Here is a 17,791-nt window from a genome sequence, read left to right on the forward strand (position 1 = left end):
ATTAGGTCAGCGTAACCTAATTATGTGAACTTATCTTGCTTAGGTCGCAAGCGTGTTTTTTGGTGCGAGCATATCCTCTGAAGGGTGCTATCCTGCCTGCCTTTAAAGGTAGTGAGCATAAAGGAGAAGGGCGTGTTGTCGGGCGTGGTCTATTGGCTGGATATGGCGGGTGTCATCGTGTTCGCGCTTTCGGGCGTGATTTTGGCGTGCCGGTCGCGCATGGATCCTATAGGTATGCTGGTGCTGGCAGCGGTGACCGGCATTGGTGGAGGCACGCTGCGTGATTTAGTGCTCGGTGTAAGGCCGGTGTTCTGGGTGACGGATCCAACCTACCTGTGGGTGATTTTAGCCACCGTAAGTGTGTCGTTGATGGGCTTCCACTATATCCACCGGCTGTCGCGAGGCTTTTTGCCGATTGCCGATGCGTTTGGGCTGGCGCTGTTCACGGTTATTGGTGCCCATAAAGCGCTTCTACTGGGTACCTCGGGCATGGTGGCGGTCTTGATGGGCATGATGACCGGTGTCGCAGGTGGCATGATACGTGATGTATTGGCCCAACGAGTGCCCATGGTGCTTCGCGAAGAAGTTTATGCGACGGCAGCGATGGCGGGTGGGGTTGTTTATGTGGCGCTGCATGCCCTGGAGGCGCCGCTAACCATGGCTATTGGCGCCTCACTAAGCGTTACCCTCGGGCTGCGTTTGGCGGCGATCCATTGGCACTTGGCGCTGCCGGTGTTTGCCTGGGTCACGGTGCCGCCGAAAACCCATGATGAGGCGGCAGCACCGCTCTCTACACCGCAAAAGGCTAAAGAGCGAGTGAGGATAATTCGCCGTGAGCGCAGAAAACGCTAAGGGCTAATCATTAGAGGCTAATTATTAGGGCTTAGGGAACGGTTCGTCTCCCGCCAGCGGTCAAACCAGCGGCGAGGTTGAATAACGCGCAAGGTTGGTTCGCTGTCCTCAAGTTCAACCCCTAATCCAAGCGCGCCAAGGCGGGCATAGAGCGCGCCGTTTGCGCTGCGGTCTGCCAGAGCGACATCGGAAAGCAGCAGCAGCGGGCCACCAGTGAGCGTCAAGTCGCTAAGGCTGATCTGCTTGCCGCTGATCTCTAGCTGCGCCGTGCCCTCGATGTCGTGCACATTTAGCAGTCGCCCTAACCAGTCGCTATCCCTTGCGCGTGCGAGAAATAGCCGGGCGAGTAAACCGGTATCGCGCATCTCAAGGCGGAGCTGGCTGACGAGACGAATAGGATCTTCCCACGCCAATTGCGCATCCAACATGGAAAGCGTTACCCACCAACCGGCATCGGCAGAGCCATTTTCACTTTGTCGGCTAACGTTCTCCAAGCGTAAGAATGAGTCATCTGCGTTAAAACGACGCGTTTCCAGGTCGCCGTCGGTTAGGTGTAAGTCGAGATGAACGTCGCCGCGAAGCTGCTGATCCAACAGCGCTAACTCTGCGCCGAAGGCGCGCAGGGTTAGTTCGCCCTGTGCATTTAATCCTTCCAACTGCCACTCGCTTTCCAGGCTGGCTTGCCCATCCAGCAACCTAACACCCGCGCCTTCGGGCAGGTAGCGGTTGTAACGGGTGAAGTCGGGTACCTCGGTAATCGGCAGCGCGATGCGCGTGGTGAAGTGCTCGGGCTGTGGAGATTCAAGCACATCGCTAAAGCGCTCGGTTTGCGTGGTGAGAGCAAAGTGGCGTCCTTCCAGGTGCGGGCTATCATCGCCTTGGCGACTCAAGGCAAAGCGGGGGATGCCAAGCGAGAGCTGGGCCCGCTCGGTGCTATCCAACTGGGCGGTGAGCTCGCCGCGTCCGGTGGCGAGATAATCTAAAAACGTGACTTCTAACTGGTCGGCGTTGACCCGAAGCCGAGTGGGTGCCAGCAAGCGGTTATCGCGAAAGGCGCCCTGAGAAAAGAGTTGTCCTTCACCCGCGATGGCTAAACCGTGGGCGTCAGGCAAAAACGCATTTAAAAAGCCTAGCCGTTGCACGCTTCCCTCGAGTGAAAATTGCCCGCTTGGTACGTCACCTCTGCGTTGAAAGCGGCCATCATTTAGCACCAATATGCTCTCTAAGCGTTCGCTCGGTTGGTCGATATCGGCCACTTGCCAGCTCAACCGGGTGCCGCTGATGTTCAGCGTTGAGCCATCCATTGCTGCCTGCTGAATAGGCAGGAAAAGCTGCATATCACTGGTTAACGTGCCGACTTGTTCGCCATGTTGCCAGCGTGTGGTAAGCCCGTTTCCGGCTAAATGTATCTCTCCGCTGAGCTGTTTTGACGCCATGGTGAGCTGGCCGTGGCTTGCGGCTTTCCCGCTAAGCAACTGCAGTGGCGCGGGGTCAGGTAAAATGGCGCCTAAGTAGGTTTGTAAAACGCTGATATTAGGCAGTTGCGCGGATTGCCAGCTCAATGTCGCGGATGCTTCTTCGCGGGCTTTGTCTGGATCAGCTGGGCTCAATACCGAGACGTTGATAGCGGCATCGTCAAGCAGCAGACGCTTTTGGTGGTGCAGCGTGGCGTTGGCAAAGTTAAGCGTTGCTTCGATTATTTCTTGTGGCGTTAGCTGGGCATCTAGTGAGCCGCCACCTCGGGCAATGAAACCACGCGTATCTGCCATCAACTCAGTTGCTTGAATACTTAGTTGGGCATCAAAAAGGCGCGATTGGCGAATGCTGGCAGAGGCCTCAATTTGCCCATGGCCGGAAAGACTGATGCCTTCCAGTTCAGAGTTCTCTTCTTCAGAATCCTGTCCTTCAGAACTCTCTCCTTCAGACCCCCGTTCTCCTATACCGGGCGAAAGATATCGATCCAGCATATCCAGGCGGGTGATATCACCTTGCAAGGCGAGTGTCGCTGAGGTGGGAAGGTCGAGTTGATCCAGTCGCTGATTAGGAATTTGGGTAGCAAGGCGTAGCTCGGTATGCTCTGCGTAAGGGTGCGTGTCGGCTAGCTCAACATCGGCCAGCTGCGTTGAAAAATGCAGTTGATCGTTCTCAACCGACAAGCGCACTTGGCCCTCGCCCGTAGCCGTGTGACGAGGCGGAGGGGTATCCGCCAGTATCCAGCGCGGCGAGTCAGTCGGCGCATGTAAACGTTGCTCATCAATCGCTAAGCGTAGCAGGGGCGCGTTCAGTATAAGCTTGCTGCCGGGCTGTAATTCTCCTGCGGTGAGCTCCAGTGCTCCAGTTAGCGCCCCGCGCCCTTCAATGGTTAGCCAGGGCAGGGTGCCTAGGTAGGGCATAAAGACATTCCAGGCATCCGCCTGGGCATCCAACTGAAGCTGCGCTGAGAGCGCTGCTAGTAGGTTGGGGTTCAGCTCGCCGCTGGTAGCGTCGACAGGAGTTATCGAATTGAGCGTTGCATCAGCGTTAAGGTTAATATCACGCACTAAGGTCTCTTGATCACTCAAGCGAACTAAACGACCATTGGTAATGGCGAGGGAAACGTTAGGAATCGCTAGGGTGTCGCGACTTAGCGTGGTCTCCGTTACCTGCAGCTGGCCGTCAGCTTCAAGCGCGATGTCACCAACGGTCAGGCGGCGAATACCCTCGGCATCGAGTGTGGCGATATGCAGTTCGCCGCGTAATAGAGCCATTAGCGAGAGCGAAAGGGTGGCGCGTTCGGCTTCAATTGAGATGGGCAGTGCTTCATCTTCACGAGCGAGATAGAGTCCCTCTACTTCCCAGCGGCCTGGGTGGCGGCTAACGCCTTGCTCCCAGCGGATGTCGATGCCCTCGAATTGTGAAATGCGCTCGGGCAGCCACTGGCTGTTAAGCAGCCAATAGCTGCCCGCCACCCAGGTAAAGAGGATAAACAGTAGGCCAACCAACGCCCTTCGCAGCAGGCGAGGTAGGCGATTTTTACGAGTGTTCGCGTCTGACATAGTGGCTTCCCTAGCAGATAACTCCTGTTGGGGCGTGTTTTATGGCATTATGCGCGGCGTTGGGCAGTGACGGGTTTTCGATTTCAACGCTAGGCAGGCAACAAACGCCATGTTCAAGGATTTTTACGCGCAGCGCGGAGAGTATGTAGTGATCTCCGCAGAGCAGGCCAGTCGCTTCGCCAAAGGCGTGGCGGGTGACTACAACCCTATTCATAATCCGGATGCACGCCGTTTTTGTGTGCCCGGTGATCTACTGTTTGTACTGATACTCACAAAGTTTGGGTTGTCGCGGCAAATGGAATTTCGCTTCACCAACATGGTGGGCGCTGATACACCGCTTAAGTTTAGCGAAGCAGACAACGGTGCACTTCATGTCTGCGATGAGAGCGGAAAATGTTACTTACAGGTGGTGCGTAGTGGTGACATTACCCACGATCCTGCGGTGGTGGAAGCCTTTGCGCGTTGCTATGTCGCGTTTTCAGGCAAAAACTTTCCGCACTATCTCAAACCGCTGATGGAAGAGCACGGGGTCATGTTTAACCCCAAACGTCCACTGGTGATCTACGATAGCATGGGGTTTTCACTCGAGCGCTTGGATGGTTTTGCACCGGGCTTGACGCTGAACCACTCTTCGCTGGAGGTTCACGGTAAACGCGCCGATGCACTGCTGGAGTTCTCTATTGAGTCCGCCGGAGAGGCCGTAGGGGTGGGTTCCAAAAAGCTCGTAGTGAGCGGCCTTTGTGACTATGACGCCGATGAAATGGCCGCTATTGTAGAAGAGTTCTATCGTCTCAAGGCCGCTTACGAGACGGCCTCGACTTGAACACTGGTACTTAGCCTCTTGCGAGGCTAAGTATGGATAAGACGCTTATTGGTCAGGCTTGTCCTGCACCGTCAAGCCAACCGTGGTAATACGGCCACCGAGTGTCGCCAGTACCGCCAGCATGATGCCATCGAGCTGAAGTGAGTCGCCTATCTCCGGTTGGCTGGAGAGTGTATTGCGCAGCAGCGCATCGAGAGTCGTCTGGCCATCCTCCCCTTCGATCAACACGCCATACGAGTGGCGTAAATCGTCTATCCTGGTACTGCCCTTGAGCTTCAGCTCCTGATCGGGCAGCTCGTCACTGACCACGCCCACCGCATCTGAAAAGACACAGTCGATAAACGGTCTCGTCTCTGGACGCAGCACCACGAACAGGTGATCGCCAGCCATTAGCTCTGTCGAGCCTCGCGGGGGAATTACGTCCTTACCCCGGGTAATCATTGCGACGACCGTCGTATCGGGTAGTGCCATTTGTGAAAGCCGCCGACCCGCTGCGCGTGGATGGTCGCTCAGGGTGTACTCCACAATATCGGCATCTACCTCTTCCAGCGCGGTAATCTCAAGGCTGGCCGCTGGTACCGCTGGCGGTTTTTCAGTCAATCCCAGCTTGCGGGCCACCACTGGCAGAGTGGTGCCCTGAATGGTTGCCGAGATCAGCACCACGAAAAACACCACATTGAAGATTAATTCTGCACCCTCCAGCCCAAACATCAGCGGAAAAATAGCCAGGATAATAGGGACGGAGCCACGTAGGCCTACCCAGGCCACTAAACTGGCTTCACGGGCATTGAAGCCGAACAGTTTCATGACCGGCAACACGGCGATTGGCCGGGCAACCAAAATCAGTACCGCAGCAATCACCAGCCCTTCCAGCCATACATCCAGCAGAGACACCGGGTTTATCAGCAGCCCCAATACCACGAACATCACGATCTGGCTTAGCCAGGCGAGCCCATCATGAAACAGGAATGTGCTGCGCTGAAAGGCGATACGGTGGTTGCCAATGAACACCCCGGTCAGGAAAATGGCCAGGAATCCGCTCCCCCCTGCGTTGGCTGAGATACCAAAGGAAAGGAAGCCACACGCGGCCACCATTACCGGGTAAAGGCCCGAGGCCACCAGATGGATGCGGTTAATGATCTTGACCGATGCCCATCCTACGCCAAGCCCTACCAGGCCCCCTACGCCCATCTGCATGACGAAAAGCTCAAGCAGCCCCGTGCCTGGTTTCATGCCATTGACCAGCACTTCCAGCAACCCGACGGTAAGGAAAATAGCCATCGGGTCGTTTGAGGCGCTTTCGATCTCTAGCGTGGATTTCAGTTTTTTATTGATATGTATGCCGGCGTTTCTTAACAGCGAAAATACCGCTGCGGCATCTGTGGAGCCCACGATAGCCCCTAGTAGCAGGCCTTCCAGCAGCGGTAAGTCGAGAATGTAGGCGGCTGCCACGCCGGTGATTAGAGCCGTGATCAACACCCCGAAAGTGGCGAGCAGGGAGGCGGGTTTCCAGACTTTTCGAATCGATGAGGTAGGCGTTTGAAGCCCGCCGTCAAAGAGGATCATTGCCAGCGCCAGCGTGCCTAGGGCATGTGCCCCCGCTGGGTTGTCGAAGGCGATCCCTCCAATACCACTCTCACCGGCCAGCATGCCAATGACCAAGAACAGAACCAGGACAGGTAAGCCAAGGCGGGCAGATAATTTGCTCGATACAATGCCCACCAATATCAAAATCGCAGCAAGTAAAATGAGCTTGTCAACGGGAAACATAAACGGAGAACCCTTCTAAAAAGGTGCTGATAGTTTGAGTGGCAGCGTGTCTCTAAAGCGGTGCCACTAATGAATAACTGAACAACTACGTAGTTAGCTCTTTGCGAGGATAGGCGGTGCCCGACCAGGAGGAAGAAGGAGGGCACAGCCGCTGGTGTCGTTTGAAACGACACGGCCAAGAATTGCCTGGTGGGAGATAGCTGAATGCAGCGAGGCGAAAAAGCTAACGGGAGGGGGATCGTCGGCTGACCATTCGATGGCCTTCAAAAGCTCTTTATCTACCTGCCGCTTGGTGGCAGCGTTTCTTATTCGTAGCTTGGTGGGGAGTGGCGCGAAAGCGTAGTGACTCGAAAGACTTTTCAGGCTTTCATCGGTCTGTTGCAGCTCGGTGAAATGTGGCTTGTAAAACTGTTCGACGGCACCCGATAGCAAGACCAGAAAACAGCCCAAAAGCAGGATCTGGGATGCCCAGAGAGGCGCATGCCCGACGTTTTTACCATCACCATCCCTTTGCTGCATCGGGTCTTCCTTGAACAAGCCAGCTATGTATCTGTTATACCTTAGGTGGGGTTGGTTTGCATCAGCCCACCAGTGGCATGACATCCACTTCGACTTCCAGGCGGTGTTCGCCGCCCCCGTTCATGACGCCTTTTAGCGGGGCTACGTCGGCGTAATCTCGCCCCCAGGCCAGTACAGGGTGCTGTTCACTGGCCACGGTGCCATTGGTGGGGTCAAGCGCCAGCCACCCCCATTCGGGAATCCAGGTCGCCAACCATGCATGGGAAGCATCTGCGCCGATCAGGCGTGGCTGCCCGGGCGGGGGCTGGGTTTCCAAATAGCCACTGACATAGCGCGCAGCAAGACCTACCGAACGCAATGCACCAATCGCGAGATGAGCAAAATCCTGGCAGACACCACGCCGGTTGGCGAGTACTTCGCTTAGCGGCGTTGCGAGTGTGGTAAAGCTGGGGTCGTACTCGAAGGTTTGATGAATCAGTTCATTGAGCGCGAGAGTCGCCTCGACTATTGGCCTGCCTGGGGTAAAGCAGCTGTGGGCAAAGGTGGCCAGCTCATCATTACGGCGAATAAACGGTGAGTCGAGGCGGTAAAGTTGAATGTCAAAACTGTTGTTCTGGCTAAGCTGCTGAGCGACTTGTTCCCACGTCGTTGAGGTGGTGGGTAGCGCTGCTAAGGGGTGTGTACTCAACTGCGTTACCACCGTGACATCCAAGGTTTGATGAACTTCCTCCATGGCGAAATAGAGCACTCGATTGCCGAATACATCGCGGCGCTCCATCTGTACCTGCGGCGTGGGGCTGATCTGCAGTTCCGAGGCACCACAGTGCTGATGCGGCGTTTTACGTGGTAGCACCCGAGCTTCACTATGGCACAGCGTCACGGGGGCGCTGTAGTGGTAGCGGGTGGTATGGCGCAGCGTGTAGTTCATGCATCAGGCTCCATGCTGACTAACTGGCGTGGCCGCTCCACGTGGCTGAAATGACTCTGACTGATGGCTTCAGAAAGCGCGCTTAAGGGGTCAATTAAAGCATCCAGCAGTTGCTCTAAGGCATCCTGTGCCTCCGGTGTATCGGCTAGATGACTTAAGCGATCAATGTCGGCCAGGTGCAGTGCCGCATTGGCCTGAATTAATAGCCGCCGTTCGGCGTTACGGTAGGGCGATGAGCTGCCCGGCAGGCGATCCATCTGTCGTTCAATACGCTTGAGCATATAGCCCACCGAGCGAGGATTGGTTTCATCGAACAGCAGTAGATCGAGAATCGCCGCAGGGTGAAGCTCACTGCGGTAGCGGCGGCGATAGGCGGTAAAGTTATCGGTGGTGGCGAGCACGACTTCCCACAACGCCAGCCCCGGCGAGTGCGGCGCATTGAGGGTGAGCTTGAGCAGCGAGAGCAGTCCCAGTACGCGATCCAGGAAGCGACCAATATCCATAAACCGCCAGCCGTAGTGATGGGGCATGGTTTCGTTACACAGCCCGAAGAAGGCGGCTAGCTGAGCAGACAGCCCCTCGCAAGCGCGCCGTGCCGCGCTGGCCCCCAAGCTTGGGTTGAAGGTGGCCATGCGCTGACGCAGCTGGTGCACCACCCGCCAGGAGTCGTCGCCTAAATGGTCGCGCACGCTGCGTGCGTTGCGCATTAGCTGTGCAAAAAGGGGCTGTAAGGCCTGAGGGTCTACGTCATCAAACTGGGCCAGCAGCGCAGTGCGCTTTAGATCAAAGCCAATCAGCGGTGCCTGTAGACGCTGTTGATCCTCTTCGTTTAGCGTAGTGATATCCAGTGCCAACAGAAGTTCATCGAGCAGCTGATCGGCGATCTCATCCTGGTCGTACTCCATTAGCCTCATTAGCGCTTCACGCAGCAGTCGCGCGCGGGTGTCTAAGCGCTCGCCGTAGCGGCCTAACCAAAACAGGCTTTCGGCTACTCGGCTGGGTAGGTCGGTGCCGTCACGGGTGGCCACCACCGGGCCGCGGGCCTGGCGGAGCTGGCTGACATGGGGCTGAGGAGAGGCTGCCGTAACCCAGACATCTTTAACGATGGTGCTGCTGAGTGATGGCAAGCCAGGTTCGCCAACCCAAGCTAAACCACCGGGCATTACTTGGTACTCGCCAGCCGCACTATTTTTAGCAGCAGTGCTGCTTTTGGCAGTGGCATTGGGGGTGCGTGTTACAAAGCAGCGTAGGTTGAGCGTGGTGGGCTCCAGGCGCTGTAGGTGGCTATCAAAAACCGGCGCGGTGGCTGGCTGCGTCGTGGCATTGACGTTGGGCAGCAGCAGGGTCTCACCCAGAAGATGCTCGCACAGCATCGGTAAGTAGTCCGCTAACACCGGGGCTTCCAAAATGCCTACCCCCAAGGCGTTAGATAGCGCCACGCCGCCTGAGCGCATGGCCTGGAGTAGCCCGGGTACGCCCAGCTGCGAATCGCCGCGCAGTTCCAGCGGGTCGCAGTAAGCGTCGTCGCAGTGGCGCAGTATCACATCGACTGGCTGTAGACCGCCCAGGGTGCGCAGCCATACTTGGGTATCGCGTACGACTAAATCCTGGCCTTCTACCAGTGCAATATTGAGGTAATTGGCTAAATAGGCGTGCTCAAAATAGCGTGGGCTCCCCGGCCCCGGCGTTAATAAGATAAGCGTGGGGTTATCGCGATGCTGATAGGCCATGGCGATCAGCGTGCGGTGGTGTAGGTCAAGAAACCCCGCTAGCCGCTTTAAGGGCGCATTGCGATACATATCCGGCAGGGCGCGGGCCATCAGTATACGGTTTTCGAGCGCAAGCCCAGTACCGGATGGCGCCTGTAGGCGGTCTGCCAACACCCGCCACTGGCCCTGAGTATCCTGAATCACATCCACACCGTGGAAAATAATCGGCGCGCGGTCATTGGGCAGCGACTGGTGGCAGGGCAGTAATAAATGCGCTGAGGCAAGCAGCTCTTGGGTGGGGAGTAGTCCAGCCTCAAAGAGCGTTTTGGGCCCATAGATATCGTCGTAGAGGGCGCTCAGCAGACGACTGCGCTGGATTAGCCCCGCTTCTAATGCTTGCCACTGTGGTTCATCAATCACCCAGGGTAGCGGGTCGAGCCGCCACGAACGCCCCTGGGTTTCATCATGCATATTGAAAATTACGCCGTTTTCAGCCAGTAGGCGCTGAATCTCGTCATGCTGCTGGTGACGACCCGTCGGGCCCAGGCCCTCCAATGAGCCGAGTAAGCTCTGCCAGCCAGGGCGTAACTGCCCCTGGCCATCGAGCATGGCGTCGAACGTGCCGGGCTGTCCCTTGCCTAGCTGGTGTAAGTAATCCTCAACGAGCCCGTTAGCCACGGGCGCGAGAAGTGAGGGAGAGACAGGGGCCGTCATTATCCTTGTAATCCTAAGCAGTAGGAGGCGGATTATCCTGCACTAGTCGCTAAGAGAAAAGCATTAGCTAGGCGTCCAGCGCAGGTCGAGGGTCTGCGGCAGTTCCAGGCTGGGGGTTTCCAGCTTGGGAACCTGATGGCCATGACTATGGCCGCTGTCACTAAAACGCCCCAGTCTTCGCGCTTCGGCTTCAAACGCATTGACCGGGAAGGTATCGAAATTACGCCCTGTGGGGTGCACTACGTAGTAAGTACAGCCCGCGACTGAGCGCTGGTTCCAGGTGTCGATCACATCAAACACCAGCGGCGCGTGAATGGGGATCTGCGGATGCAGCGCCGAGGGCGGCTGCCAAGCGCGGTAACGCACCCCGGCCACCGCTTCGCCGTTTCTGCCGGTAGCTGAAAGGGGCACCCGGCGGCCGTTGCAGGTTACCACATAGCGGTCACCACTCATGCCGCTGACTTTGACTTCCAGGCGCTCCACTGAGGAATCCACGTAGCGGGCAGTGCCGCCAGCTGAGGCCTCTTCGCCCAATACATGCCAGGGTTCGATGGCTTGGCGCAGCTCAATATCCAGCATGGGGGTGTGCAAGCGTCCGTGCAGCGGGAAGCGAAACTCCAGGAAGGGGGCGAACCACTCTAGATCAAAATCGAAGCCGTGGTGGCGCAAGTCACCCAGCACGTCGTCAAGGTCGCTCCAGAGGTAGTGGGGAAGCATCCAGCGATCCTGCAAGGCGCTGCCCCAGCGCACCGGTTTGGCTCGGTAGGGCGTTTTCCAGCAGCGGGCTACCAGTGCGCGGATCAGCAGCATCTGCATCAGCCCCATGCGGGCATGGGGTGGCATCTCAAAGCCGCGTAGTTCCAGTAAGCCGAGGCGACCGCTGTCGCTATCCGGCGAGTAGAGTTTGTCGATACAGAATTCGGCGCGGTGAGTATTGCCGGTTAAGTCGGTGAGCAGGTGGCGCAATAAGCGATCGACCAGCCAGGGCTGCACCACTTCGCCTTCGGGCATTTGCTGTAGGGCGATCTCCAGCTCATAGAGGGCTTCATGGCGCGCTTCATCCACCCGCGGCGCCTGGCTGGTGGGGCCAATAAACAGACCCGAAAACAGGTAAGAGAGACTCGGGTGGTGCTGCCAGTAGGTGACTAAACTGGCGAGCAGGTCCGGACGACGCAAAAACGGTGAATCGTCAGGCGTCAACCCGCCCAGGGTGACATGGTTGCCACCGCCGGTACCGGTGTGGCGGCCATCGAGCATAAATTTTTCAGTGCCCAGGCGGGTTTCCCGTGCTTCAGCGTAAAGCCGTTCGGTTTGTGCCACCAGGGTTTGCCAACTGGCCGCAGGCATAATATTCACTTCGATCACGCCTGGGTCGGGGGTGATCATAAAATTTTCCAGACGCGGATCCCGAGGGGGCGAGTAGCCCTCTATCATGACCGGGCAAGCGAGTTCCTTGGCGCACTCCTCAACGGTGCTAAGTAGATCCAGGTAGTGCTCTAAGCCGGTCAGCGGGGGCAGGAAAATATTTAGGCGACCATCCCGTGGCTCCACACATAGGCTGGTGTGAATAACATTACTTTCCCTATCGCTGTTTGCCTGGGGCTGCTGTTGAACGGATTCGCCCTCGGGGTGTGATGGGCTCGGGTGGCTTGAGCGCCCCAAGCGTTCGGCATCACTGATATGCAGCTGTTCGGCGTTGCGGCGGGCAACTTCACCGTGAATATCACCCAGTTCAGGCCGAGGAGCGAACAGCGATTCAGGCTGCGGCTGCTCCTCTGGGTCAGCCCAGGGAAGCGTTGAAAGGGGTAAGCGTAGGCCCATGGGCGAATCGCCGGGCACCAGAAATAAGTGGTCGCGCTTGAGCGGCCAGCGGCCGCTCTCCCAGCGGTGGGCTTGGCTGATCGAGTGGCGCAGCGGCAGGGCGTAGCCCACGACTTCGTCTAACCCCTGCTCCAATAAGCGAGCTAAACGGTGGCGTTCGGCGTCATCTTTTAGATTGGCTTCGCGTGGGTCGACATTGACCGGCAGCGATTGCTCTTTCCAGAGGTAGTAGTAGGCATCTTCATACGCCGGAATCCAGTAGCGCTCAGCCACGCCCAGGCGTTCGCTAAGTGCTTTGGTAAAGCGTTGGGCAGTGGTGTCATCCACGGCTACCTTGGGGGCGCCTTCCATACAAGCTAGCCATTTTGGATCTCGCCATAGCGGCACGCCATCTTTCCGCCAATAGCAGGCCAGCGCCCAGCGCGGTAACGGTTCACCGGGGTACCATTTGCCCTGCTGTTGCTGAATAGCGCTGCCGGGCGCATAGGCGGCTTGCAGCCGGGTTAGCAGTGCCTCGGCGCGCTCGCGCTTGTGCTCACCTAACGCTTCGGTATTCCACTGTGGGCTCTCCATATCGTCGACGGATACAAACGTGGGTTCGCCCCCCATAGTAAGGCGAACGTCCTGCTGTAAGAGTTCAGCGTCCACTTGGTCGCCCAGCGTGCAGATACGGTGCCACTGTTCATCGCTATAGGGCTTGGTGACCCGTGGGTCTTCATGGATGCGCTCGACCTCCATGGTCACATCAAAGGTGACTTCACACTTATCCGAAAATCCGGTTATGGCCGCGGCGCTACCCGTCGTCGGAGTGGCGGCGAGGGGAATGTGTCCTTCGCCAGCGAATAGACCTGAGGTGGGGTCAAGGCCTACCCAGCCGGCGCCGGGCAGGAAGACTTCGGTCCAGGCGTGCAGGTCGGTGAAGTCCACCTCGCTGCCGCTCGGGCCGTCCAGCGCTTTAACATCTGACTTGAGCTGAATGAGATAGCCGGACACAAAACGAGCGGCGAGGCCCAGATGGCGGAAAATTTGCACCAGCAGCCAGGCACTGTCGCGGCAGGAGCCGCTGGCGAGTGTCAGCGTCTCTTCGCAGCTCTGAACACCGGGCTCCAGGCGCACTAGGTAACCGATGTCATTCTGCAGACGTTGATTAAGCGCGACCAGAAAATCGACGGTGGTAGTCGGTTCACGGGGAACGGCTTTGAGCCACTCCATCAGCCGTGGCCCTGATTCGGTTATTTCAAGATAGGGGCTTAGTTCTTGGCGCAGCGCTTCTGGGTAAGCAAAGGGAATCGTTTGCGCAATGTCGTCCAAGAAGAAATCGAACGGGTTAATCACCGTCATCGGGACGATTAGCTCGACGGCAATGGTTAACTCTTGGCGCGGTTCAGGGAACACCACGCGAGCATTGAAGTTGCCGAACGGATCCTGTTGCCAGTTTAAAAAGTGGTCATCGCCGGAGAGTTTGAGCGAGTACGCTTCGATATGAGTACGGCAGTGGGGCGCTGGGCGCAGTCGAATAACATGGGGCGAAAGACGCACCGGGCGGTCAAAGTGGTAAGTCGTACGATGATACAAGGCAACGCGAATGGTCATGAGCCACCCTCAAAAGAACCGTTATTAACCGGCTGGTCGGTTGGGTTAAGGAATAACCGAACGTTTCGCAAGTATCGTTCCACTTTTACTTTTTTGCAGCCGCTATCTTAACTAAGACGTTTAACTAAAGTGGAAATCGCGTTATGCACCAACTTGATGCCACTTGCGCGCACCAAGATAGGGCGTAAAGGCGTTTTAATTTCCTCGTGCTCTCTGTCAAGCGGCGTTTAAGTAAGTGAACGTTGAAATATCGCAAAAGATGGTACGCATTTTGCTCTCATTTGTTTGATTGTTTTGCACGCGGCAGGCCTACACTGAGCATTGAGGAAGTTGCCGCTTCCACCCCCGCGCCAGGAGAGCGCCCATGAGCCAAGTGAATTGGAATAACTATGCGTGTCGTGATTACTACGATGAGCTGATGGCCGCTCCCGGTCAGCCACGCGAGTCAGCGGGTGAATTGTGCAACATGTTGGCAAGGTTTAGCGCCGAGGAGTTAGCGGAGCGAAAAACCGCGGCGGAGATCGCTATTCGTACCATGGGGATTACCTTCACCGTCTACTCTGAAGGAGCGATGATTGACCGTGCCTGGCCCTTTGATATTGTGCCGCGAATCATTCCCGCCAGTGAGTGGCGTAAAACCGAGGCAGGCCTTAAGCAGCGCGTGCAGGCGCTGAATCTATTTATCGATGACCTTTACCATGATCAAAAAGTCATTAAGGACAAAGTACTGCCCGCCGAGGTGCTGGCACAATCGGTTAATTTCCGCCCCCAGTGTGTTGGCATTAACCCCCCTCACGGCGTATGGGCTCATGTATGTGGCTCTGACCTGGTGCGCGATGGCGACGGGACGCTCTACGTGCTGGAGGATAACTTACGCATTCCTTCCGGTGTCTCCTACATGCTGGAAAACCGCAATGTCACCAAGCGGGTACTGCCGGAGTTGTTCGCCTCAGGCAAGATTTTGCCCGTTGATGACTATGTGGCTCAGCTTTACGACATGCTGGCGGCGATGTCGCCAAGGCCAGGTGATGACCCCCAGGTAGTGGTACTGACCCCCGGGATCTACAACTCTGCCTATTTTGAGCACGCCTATCTTGCCCAGCAAATGGGCGTCGAGCTGGTGCAGGGAAGTGACCTACTCGTTGATGACGATGATGTGGTGTACATGCGCACCGTGGAAGGGCTACGCCGGGTCGATGTTATTTACCGCCGTGTAGACGATGAGTTTCTCGACCCGGAAGCATTTAACCCGGAATCCATGCTGGGGGTGGCGGGCCTAATGCGCGCCTGGCGGGCGGGGAAAGTAGCACTTGCCAATGCGCCGGGGGCTGGCGTGGCGGACGATAAGGTCGTTTACGCCTTTGTTCCCGCGTTGATTCGCTACTACCTCGATCAAGAGCCGCTGATCCCTAACGTGCCCAGCTACTTGTGTATGTTCGAGGACGACCGCCGCTATGTCCTCGACCACCTGGATGAATTGGTAGTGAAACCGGCCAATGAGTCGGGGGGCTACGGTATGCTCATTGGCCCACGCTCAACCAAAGAGACCCGCGAAGAGTTTGCCCGTTTGATTAAGGCGAACCCGCGAAACTATATGGCTCAGCCTACCCTGGCACTGTCGACCACGCCTACGCTGGCGAATGGATTACCGCAGCCGCGCCATGTGGATTTACGCCCCTTCATTCTGTCGGGGCCAGAAATCCATGTCACCACCGGTGGTCTGACCCGAGTGGCATTGATAGAAGGTTCGTTGGTGGTGAACTCTTCTCAAGGTGGCGGTAGTAAAGACACCTGGATTGTAGAAACCGACGACAAGGCGGCAGCGGCCGCGGTGAAAGGAGCCTAACGCCATGCTGTCACGCGTTGCAGAGAACCTCTACTGGATGGCGCGCTATATTGAACGTGCGGAAGACACTGCCCGTTTGCTGAGTGTCAATAGCCACCTTATGCTCGATTTGCCGGGGCGCCTGCCGTTAGGTTGGGCACCGCTTATCGAAATGACCGGCAGTCTGGAAGCCTTTACCGCACGCCATAAAGACTTTGATGAACGCAATGTGGTGCACTTTTTATGCGCTGATACTGACAATGATATTTCGATTATCTCTGCGCTTGCCAGTGCCCGTGAGAACCTCAGAACCACTCGGGATGTGGTGCCCCGGGAGATTTGGGAAGAGGTTAACCAGCTCTATCTGAGCGTGGCCGATCATGCCGAAAACGGTGTTAGTCCACGCCGTCGCGATAGCTTTCTCAAAAGCGTCATCCGTAGCTGCCAGGCGTTGACGGGCCTGATTGAAGGCACGTTAAGCCATGGCCCTGCGCGTACCTTTATTGAGCTGGGGCGTCAGTTAGAGCGGGCCGATATGACTACTCGCATCGTGGATGTGCGCTCTGCCAGCCTGCTGCCGCAAAACCCTGAAGAGCTGCTGCCGTTTGAAAACCTGCAGTGGATGAGCGTACTCAAATCGCTCACCGCCTACCAAATGTACCGTCAGCAGGTACGCTTACGCGTTCGGGGCCCGGATGTGCTGCGCTTTTTGCTGCAAGATCCTAATCTGCCACGCTCCATTGCCTGCAGCTTGGAGACGCTGGGCCATGAGCTGACGCTACTGCCAAGACAGGATCGACCGGCAGCGACCGTTTCACTGGTGCGCGCCGATGTGGTGGATGCCGATATTCAAGCGCTGGCCCACTCACCCAGCAAGCTGCACCTGTTTATCGACGAACTGCAGATCGGCTTTGCCGCTATCCACGATACGCTTAGCGCAACCTACTTTGTGAATGACGACAGCGTGCCCCGCGTTACCCAAAACCAGAGTCAGAGCCAGAGTCAAAGCCACGCAGGGGATAACGATAACGACTAACCAGTGGGGGAGTCGCGCTCTAGCGGGCTGGCGGCCTGCACGATTCGATGCAGGTACGCCAGCTTCTCGCGCACCGCTGGGGCAAGCACTCCTGGGGCCAAATCGAGCAGGCCCATATCCCGGTTGAGCTCATTCACTGCCATCCCTACCTGATGAAAGGCAATCAGCATGCTCTCCAGACTGCCGTCGTACTCAACGGGGGTAATGCCCATGTGCAGTGCGGTATCCAGCACGGCGACCATATCCAAGTAGTAGGCAAATGTTTCAGCAAAATCTTCCCAGGGGTGCATGGTGGCGTAAGCAGAGATGAAGCGATTAGGCCAGTCGCTGGGCGCCCCCTGCTGGTAGTAGCGCTCTAACGCTTCGGCATAGGTTGGCCGGTGGTGATTGCCAAATACCGCACGGCAATTTTCTTCATCGCGATCCTTAACCAATACATCCCAATAGTAGTGGCCGATTTCATGGCGGAAATGACCAATTAATGTGCGATGGGATTCGTTCATGTCGACCCGCAAACGCTCGCGTTCAACGTCGTCGGCTTCTTTGATGTTGATGGTGATATGCCCTGCTGCATGGCCGGTATACACCTTCTCTGGCTTGGCGGTGGAACGCCATAAGCCCTGGTCGGGGAGGGCATCAGCCATAAATGAGAAGCTTAACGGCACAGCAATGTCGTCGTCTTTGGTACCGTGGGGAAGTTTAAGTAGATCCAGAGTATGAAAAAGGCGCCGTTTAGCAGCCTCTAGTGCCGCCCAACGCTCACGGTGGCCTGCAATATTGAGGTCGGGTATTACTTCGTTGTAACGACAGCAGTCGCAGAGCGTGTCCGCTTGGCCGTGTTCCATCACCACCAGCCGATTACATACGTTTTCAACAGCGTAGTTGTGGCACTTCATTAGCGCTGTATCGCAACCCGGGTGGGTACAGCGATAGCCGCCGTTATCCAAGGGCTCAATAGCCACGATATTGCTACAAGCAGGGCACCAGCCTACTTCTGACTGACAGGCAAGGCAGTGGGTGTTTTCGTAGAACAGCGGATTGCCACAGCGGCAGTGAAAGGTCTGCATAGATAATTCCCTGTGTTTAAACACGCGCTTTCGCCGTGGGCGATCCGCAAGCCTGCGGCACACTGATTAGCCGAAGCATAGCCAGCGCGGTATCACAAT

11 protein-coding genes are annotated in these 17,791 nt (G+C 56.8%); 4 read left to right on the forward strand and 7 right to left on the reverse strand.

Going from position 1 to position 17,791, the window contains the following annotated elements; all coding sequences use genetic code 11:
* Window positions 1-135: 135 nt before the first annotated feature.
* The gene (locus HZS52_RS12045) at window positions 136-852 is read left to right on the forward strand and encodes a trimeric intracellular cation channel family protein (protein WP_190374913.1); all 717 of its coding nucleotides are present in this window, start codon (window positions 136-138) and stop codon (window positions 850-852) included.
* 17 nt (window positions 853-869) lie between these two features.
* On the opposite strand, the gene HZS52_RS12050 is transcribed toward HZS52_RS12045, so the two are convergent.
* Entirely contained in the window at window positions 870-3,887 is a 3,018-nt protein-coding gene (locus tag HZS52_RS12050; RefSeq protein ID WP_190374846.1) for an AsmA family protein, read from the reverse strand.
* A gap of 109 nt (window positions 3,888-3,996) precedes the next feature.
* Here HZS52_RS12050 and HZS52_RS12055 point away from each other — a divergent pair, with 109 nt between their 5' ends.
* Entirely contained in the window at window positions 3,997-4,710 is a 714-nt protein-coding gene (locus tag HZS52_RS12055; RefSeq protein WP_009288206.1) for a DUF3581 family protein, read from the forward strand.
* 45 nt (window positions 4,711-4,755) lie between these two features.
* Here HZS52_RS12055 and HZS52_RS12060 read toward each other — a convergent pair whose 3' ends face one another.
* The 5 genes from HZS52_RS12060 to HZS52_RS12080 all read right to left on the reverse strand — a co-directional run bounded on the left by HZS52_RS12060 (window position 4,756) and on the right by HZS52_RS12080 (window position 13,764).
* On the reverse strand, window positions 4,756-6,480 hold the full coding sequence (locus tag HZS52_RS12060) for a potassium/proton antiporter (protein WP_041158258.1): 1,725 nt from the start codon (window positions 6,478-6,480) through the stop codon (window positions 4,756-4,758).
* A gap of 93 nt (window positions 6,481-6,573) precedes the next feature.
* Window positions 6,574-6,999, reverse strand: coding sequence for a hypothetical protein (locus HZS52_RS12065; protein WP_190374847.1), 426 nt, complete (start codon window positions 6,997-6,999; stop codon window positions 6,574-6,576).
* A 61-nt stretch (window positions 7,000-7,060) separates the two neighbouring features.
* Window positions 7,061-7,927, reverse strand: a complete 867-nt coding sequence (locus tag HZS52_RS12070; RefSeq protein ID WP_022522531.1) for a transglutaminase family protein — start codon at window positions 7,925-7,927, stop codon at window positions 7,061-7,063.
* Window positions 7,924-10,350: a circularly permuted type 2 ATP-grasp protein gene (locus HZS52_RS12075; RefSeq protein ID WP_190374848.1), complete on the reverse strand. Its 2,427-nt coding sequence runs from the start codon at window positions 10,348-10,350 to the stop codon at window positions 7,924-7,926. The genes HZS52_RS12070 and HZS52_RS12075 overlap by 4 nt, the downstream gene beginning before the upstream one ends.
* A gap of 63 nt (window positions 10,351-10,413) precedes the next feature.
* Entirely contained in the window at window positions 10,414-13,764 is a 3,351-nt protein-coding gene (locus tag HZS52_RS12080; protein ID WP_190374849.1) for a transglutaminase family protein, read from the reverse strand.
* Between the two features lie 364 nt (window positions 13,765-14,128).
* Here HZS52_RS12080 and HZS52_RS12085 point away from each other — a divergent pair, with 364 nt between their 5' ends.
* Complete coding sequence (locus HZS52_RS12085) at window positions 14,129-15,610, forward strand: circularly permuted type 2 ATP-grasp protein (RefSeq protein ID WP_009288211.1); 1,482 nt, start codon at window positions 14,129-14,131, stop codon at window positions 15,608-15,610.
* A 4-nt stretch (window positions 15,611-15,614) separates the two neighbouring features.
* Entirely contained in the window at window positions 15,615-16,625 is a 1,011-nt protein-coding gene (locus HZS52_RS12090) for an alpha-E domain-containing protein (protein WP_009288212.1), read from the forward strand.
* Here HZS52_RS12090 and HZS52_RS12095 read toward each other — a convergent pair.
* Window positions 16,622-17,692, reverse strand: coding sequence for a zinc-binding metallopeptidase family protein (locus HZS52_RS12095; protein ID WP_190372842.1), 1,071 nt, complete (start codon window positions 17,690-17,692; stop codon window positions 16,622-16,624). The two genes, HZS52_RS12090 and HZS52_RS12095, sit on opposite strands and share 4 nt — an antisense overlap.
* Window positions 17,693-17,791 lie beyond the last annotated feature (99 nt).

Source organism: Vreelandella titanicae (assembly GCF_014697095.1).
Lineage (GTDB): Bacteria > Pseudomonadota > Gammaproteobacteria > Pseudomonadales > Halomonadaceae > Vreelandella > Vreelandella titanicae.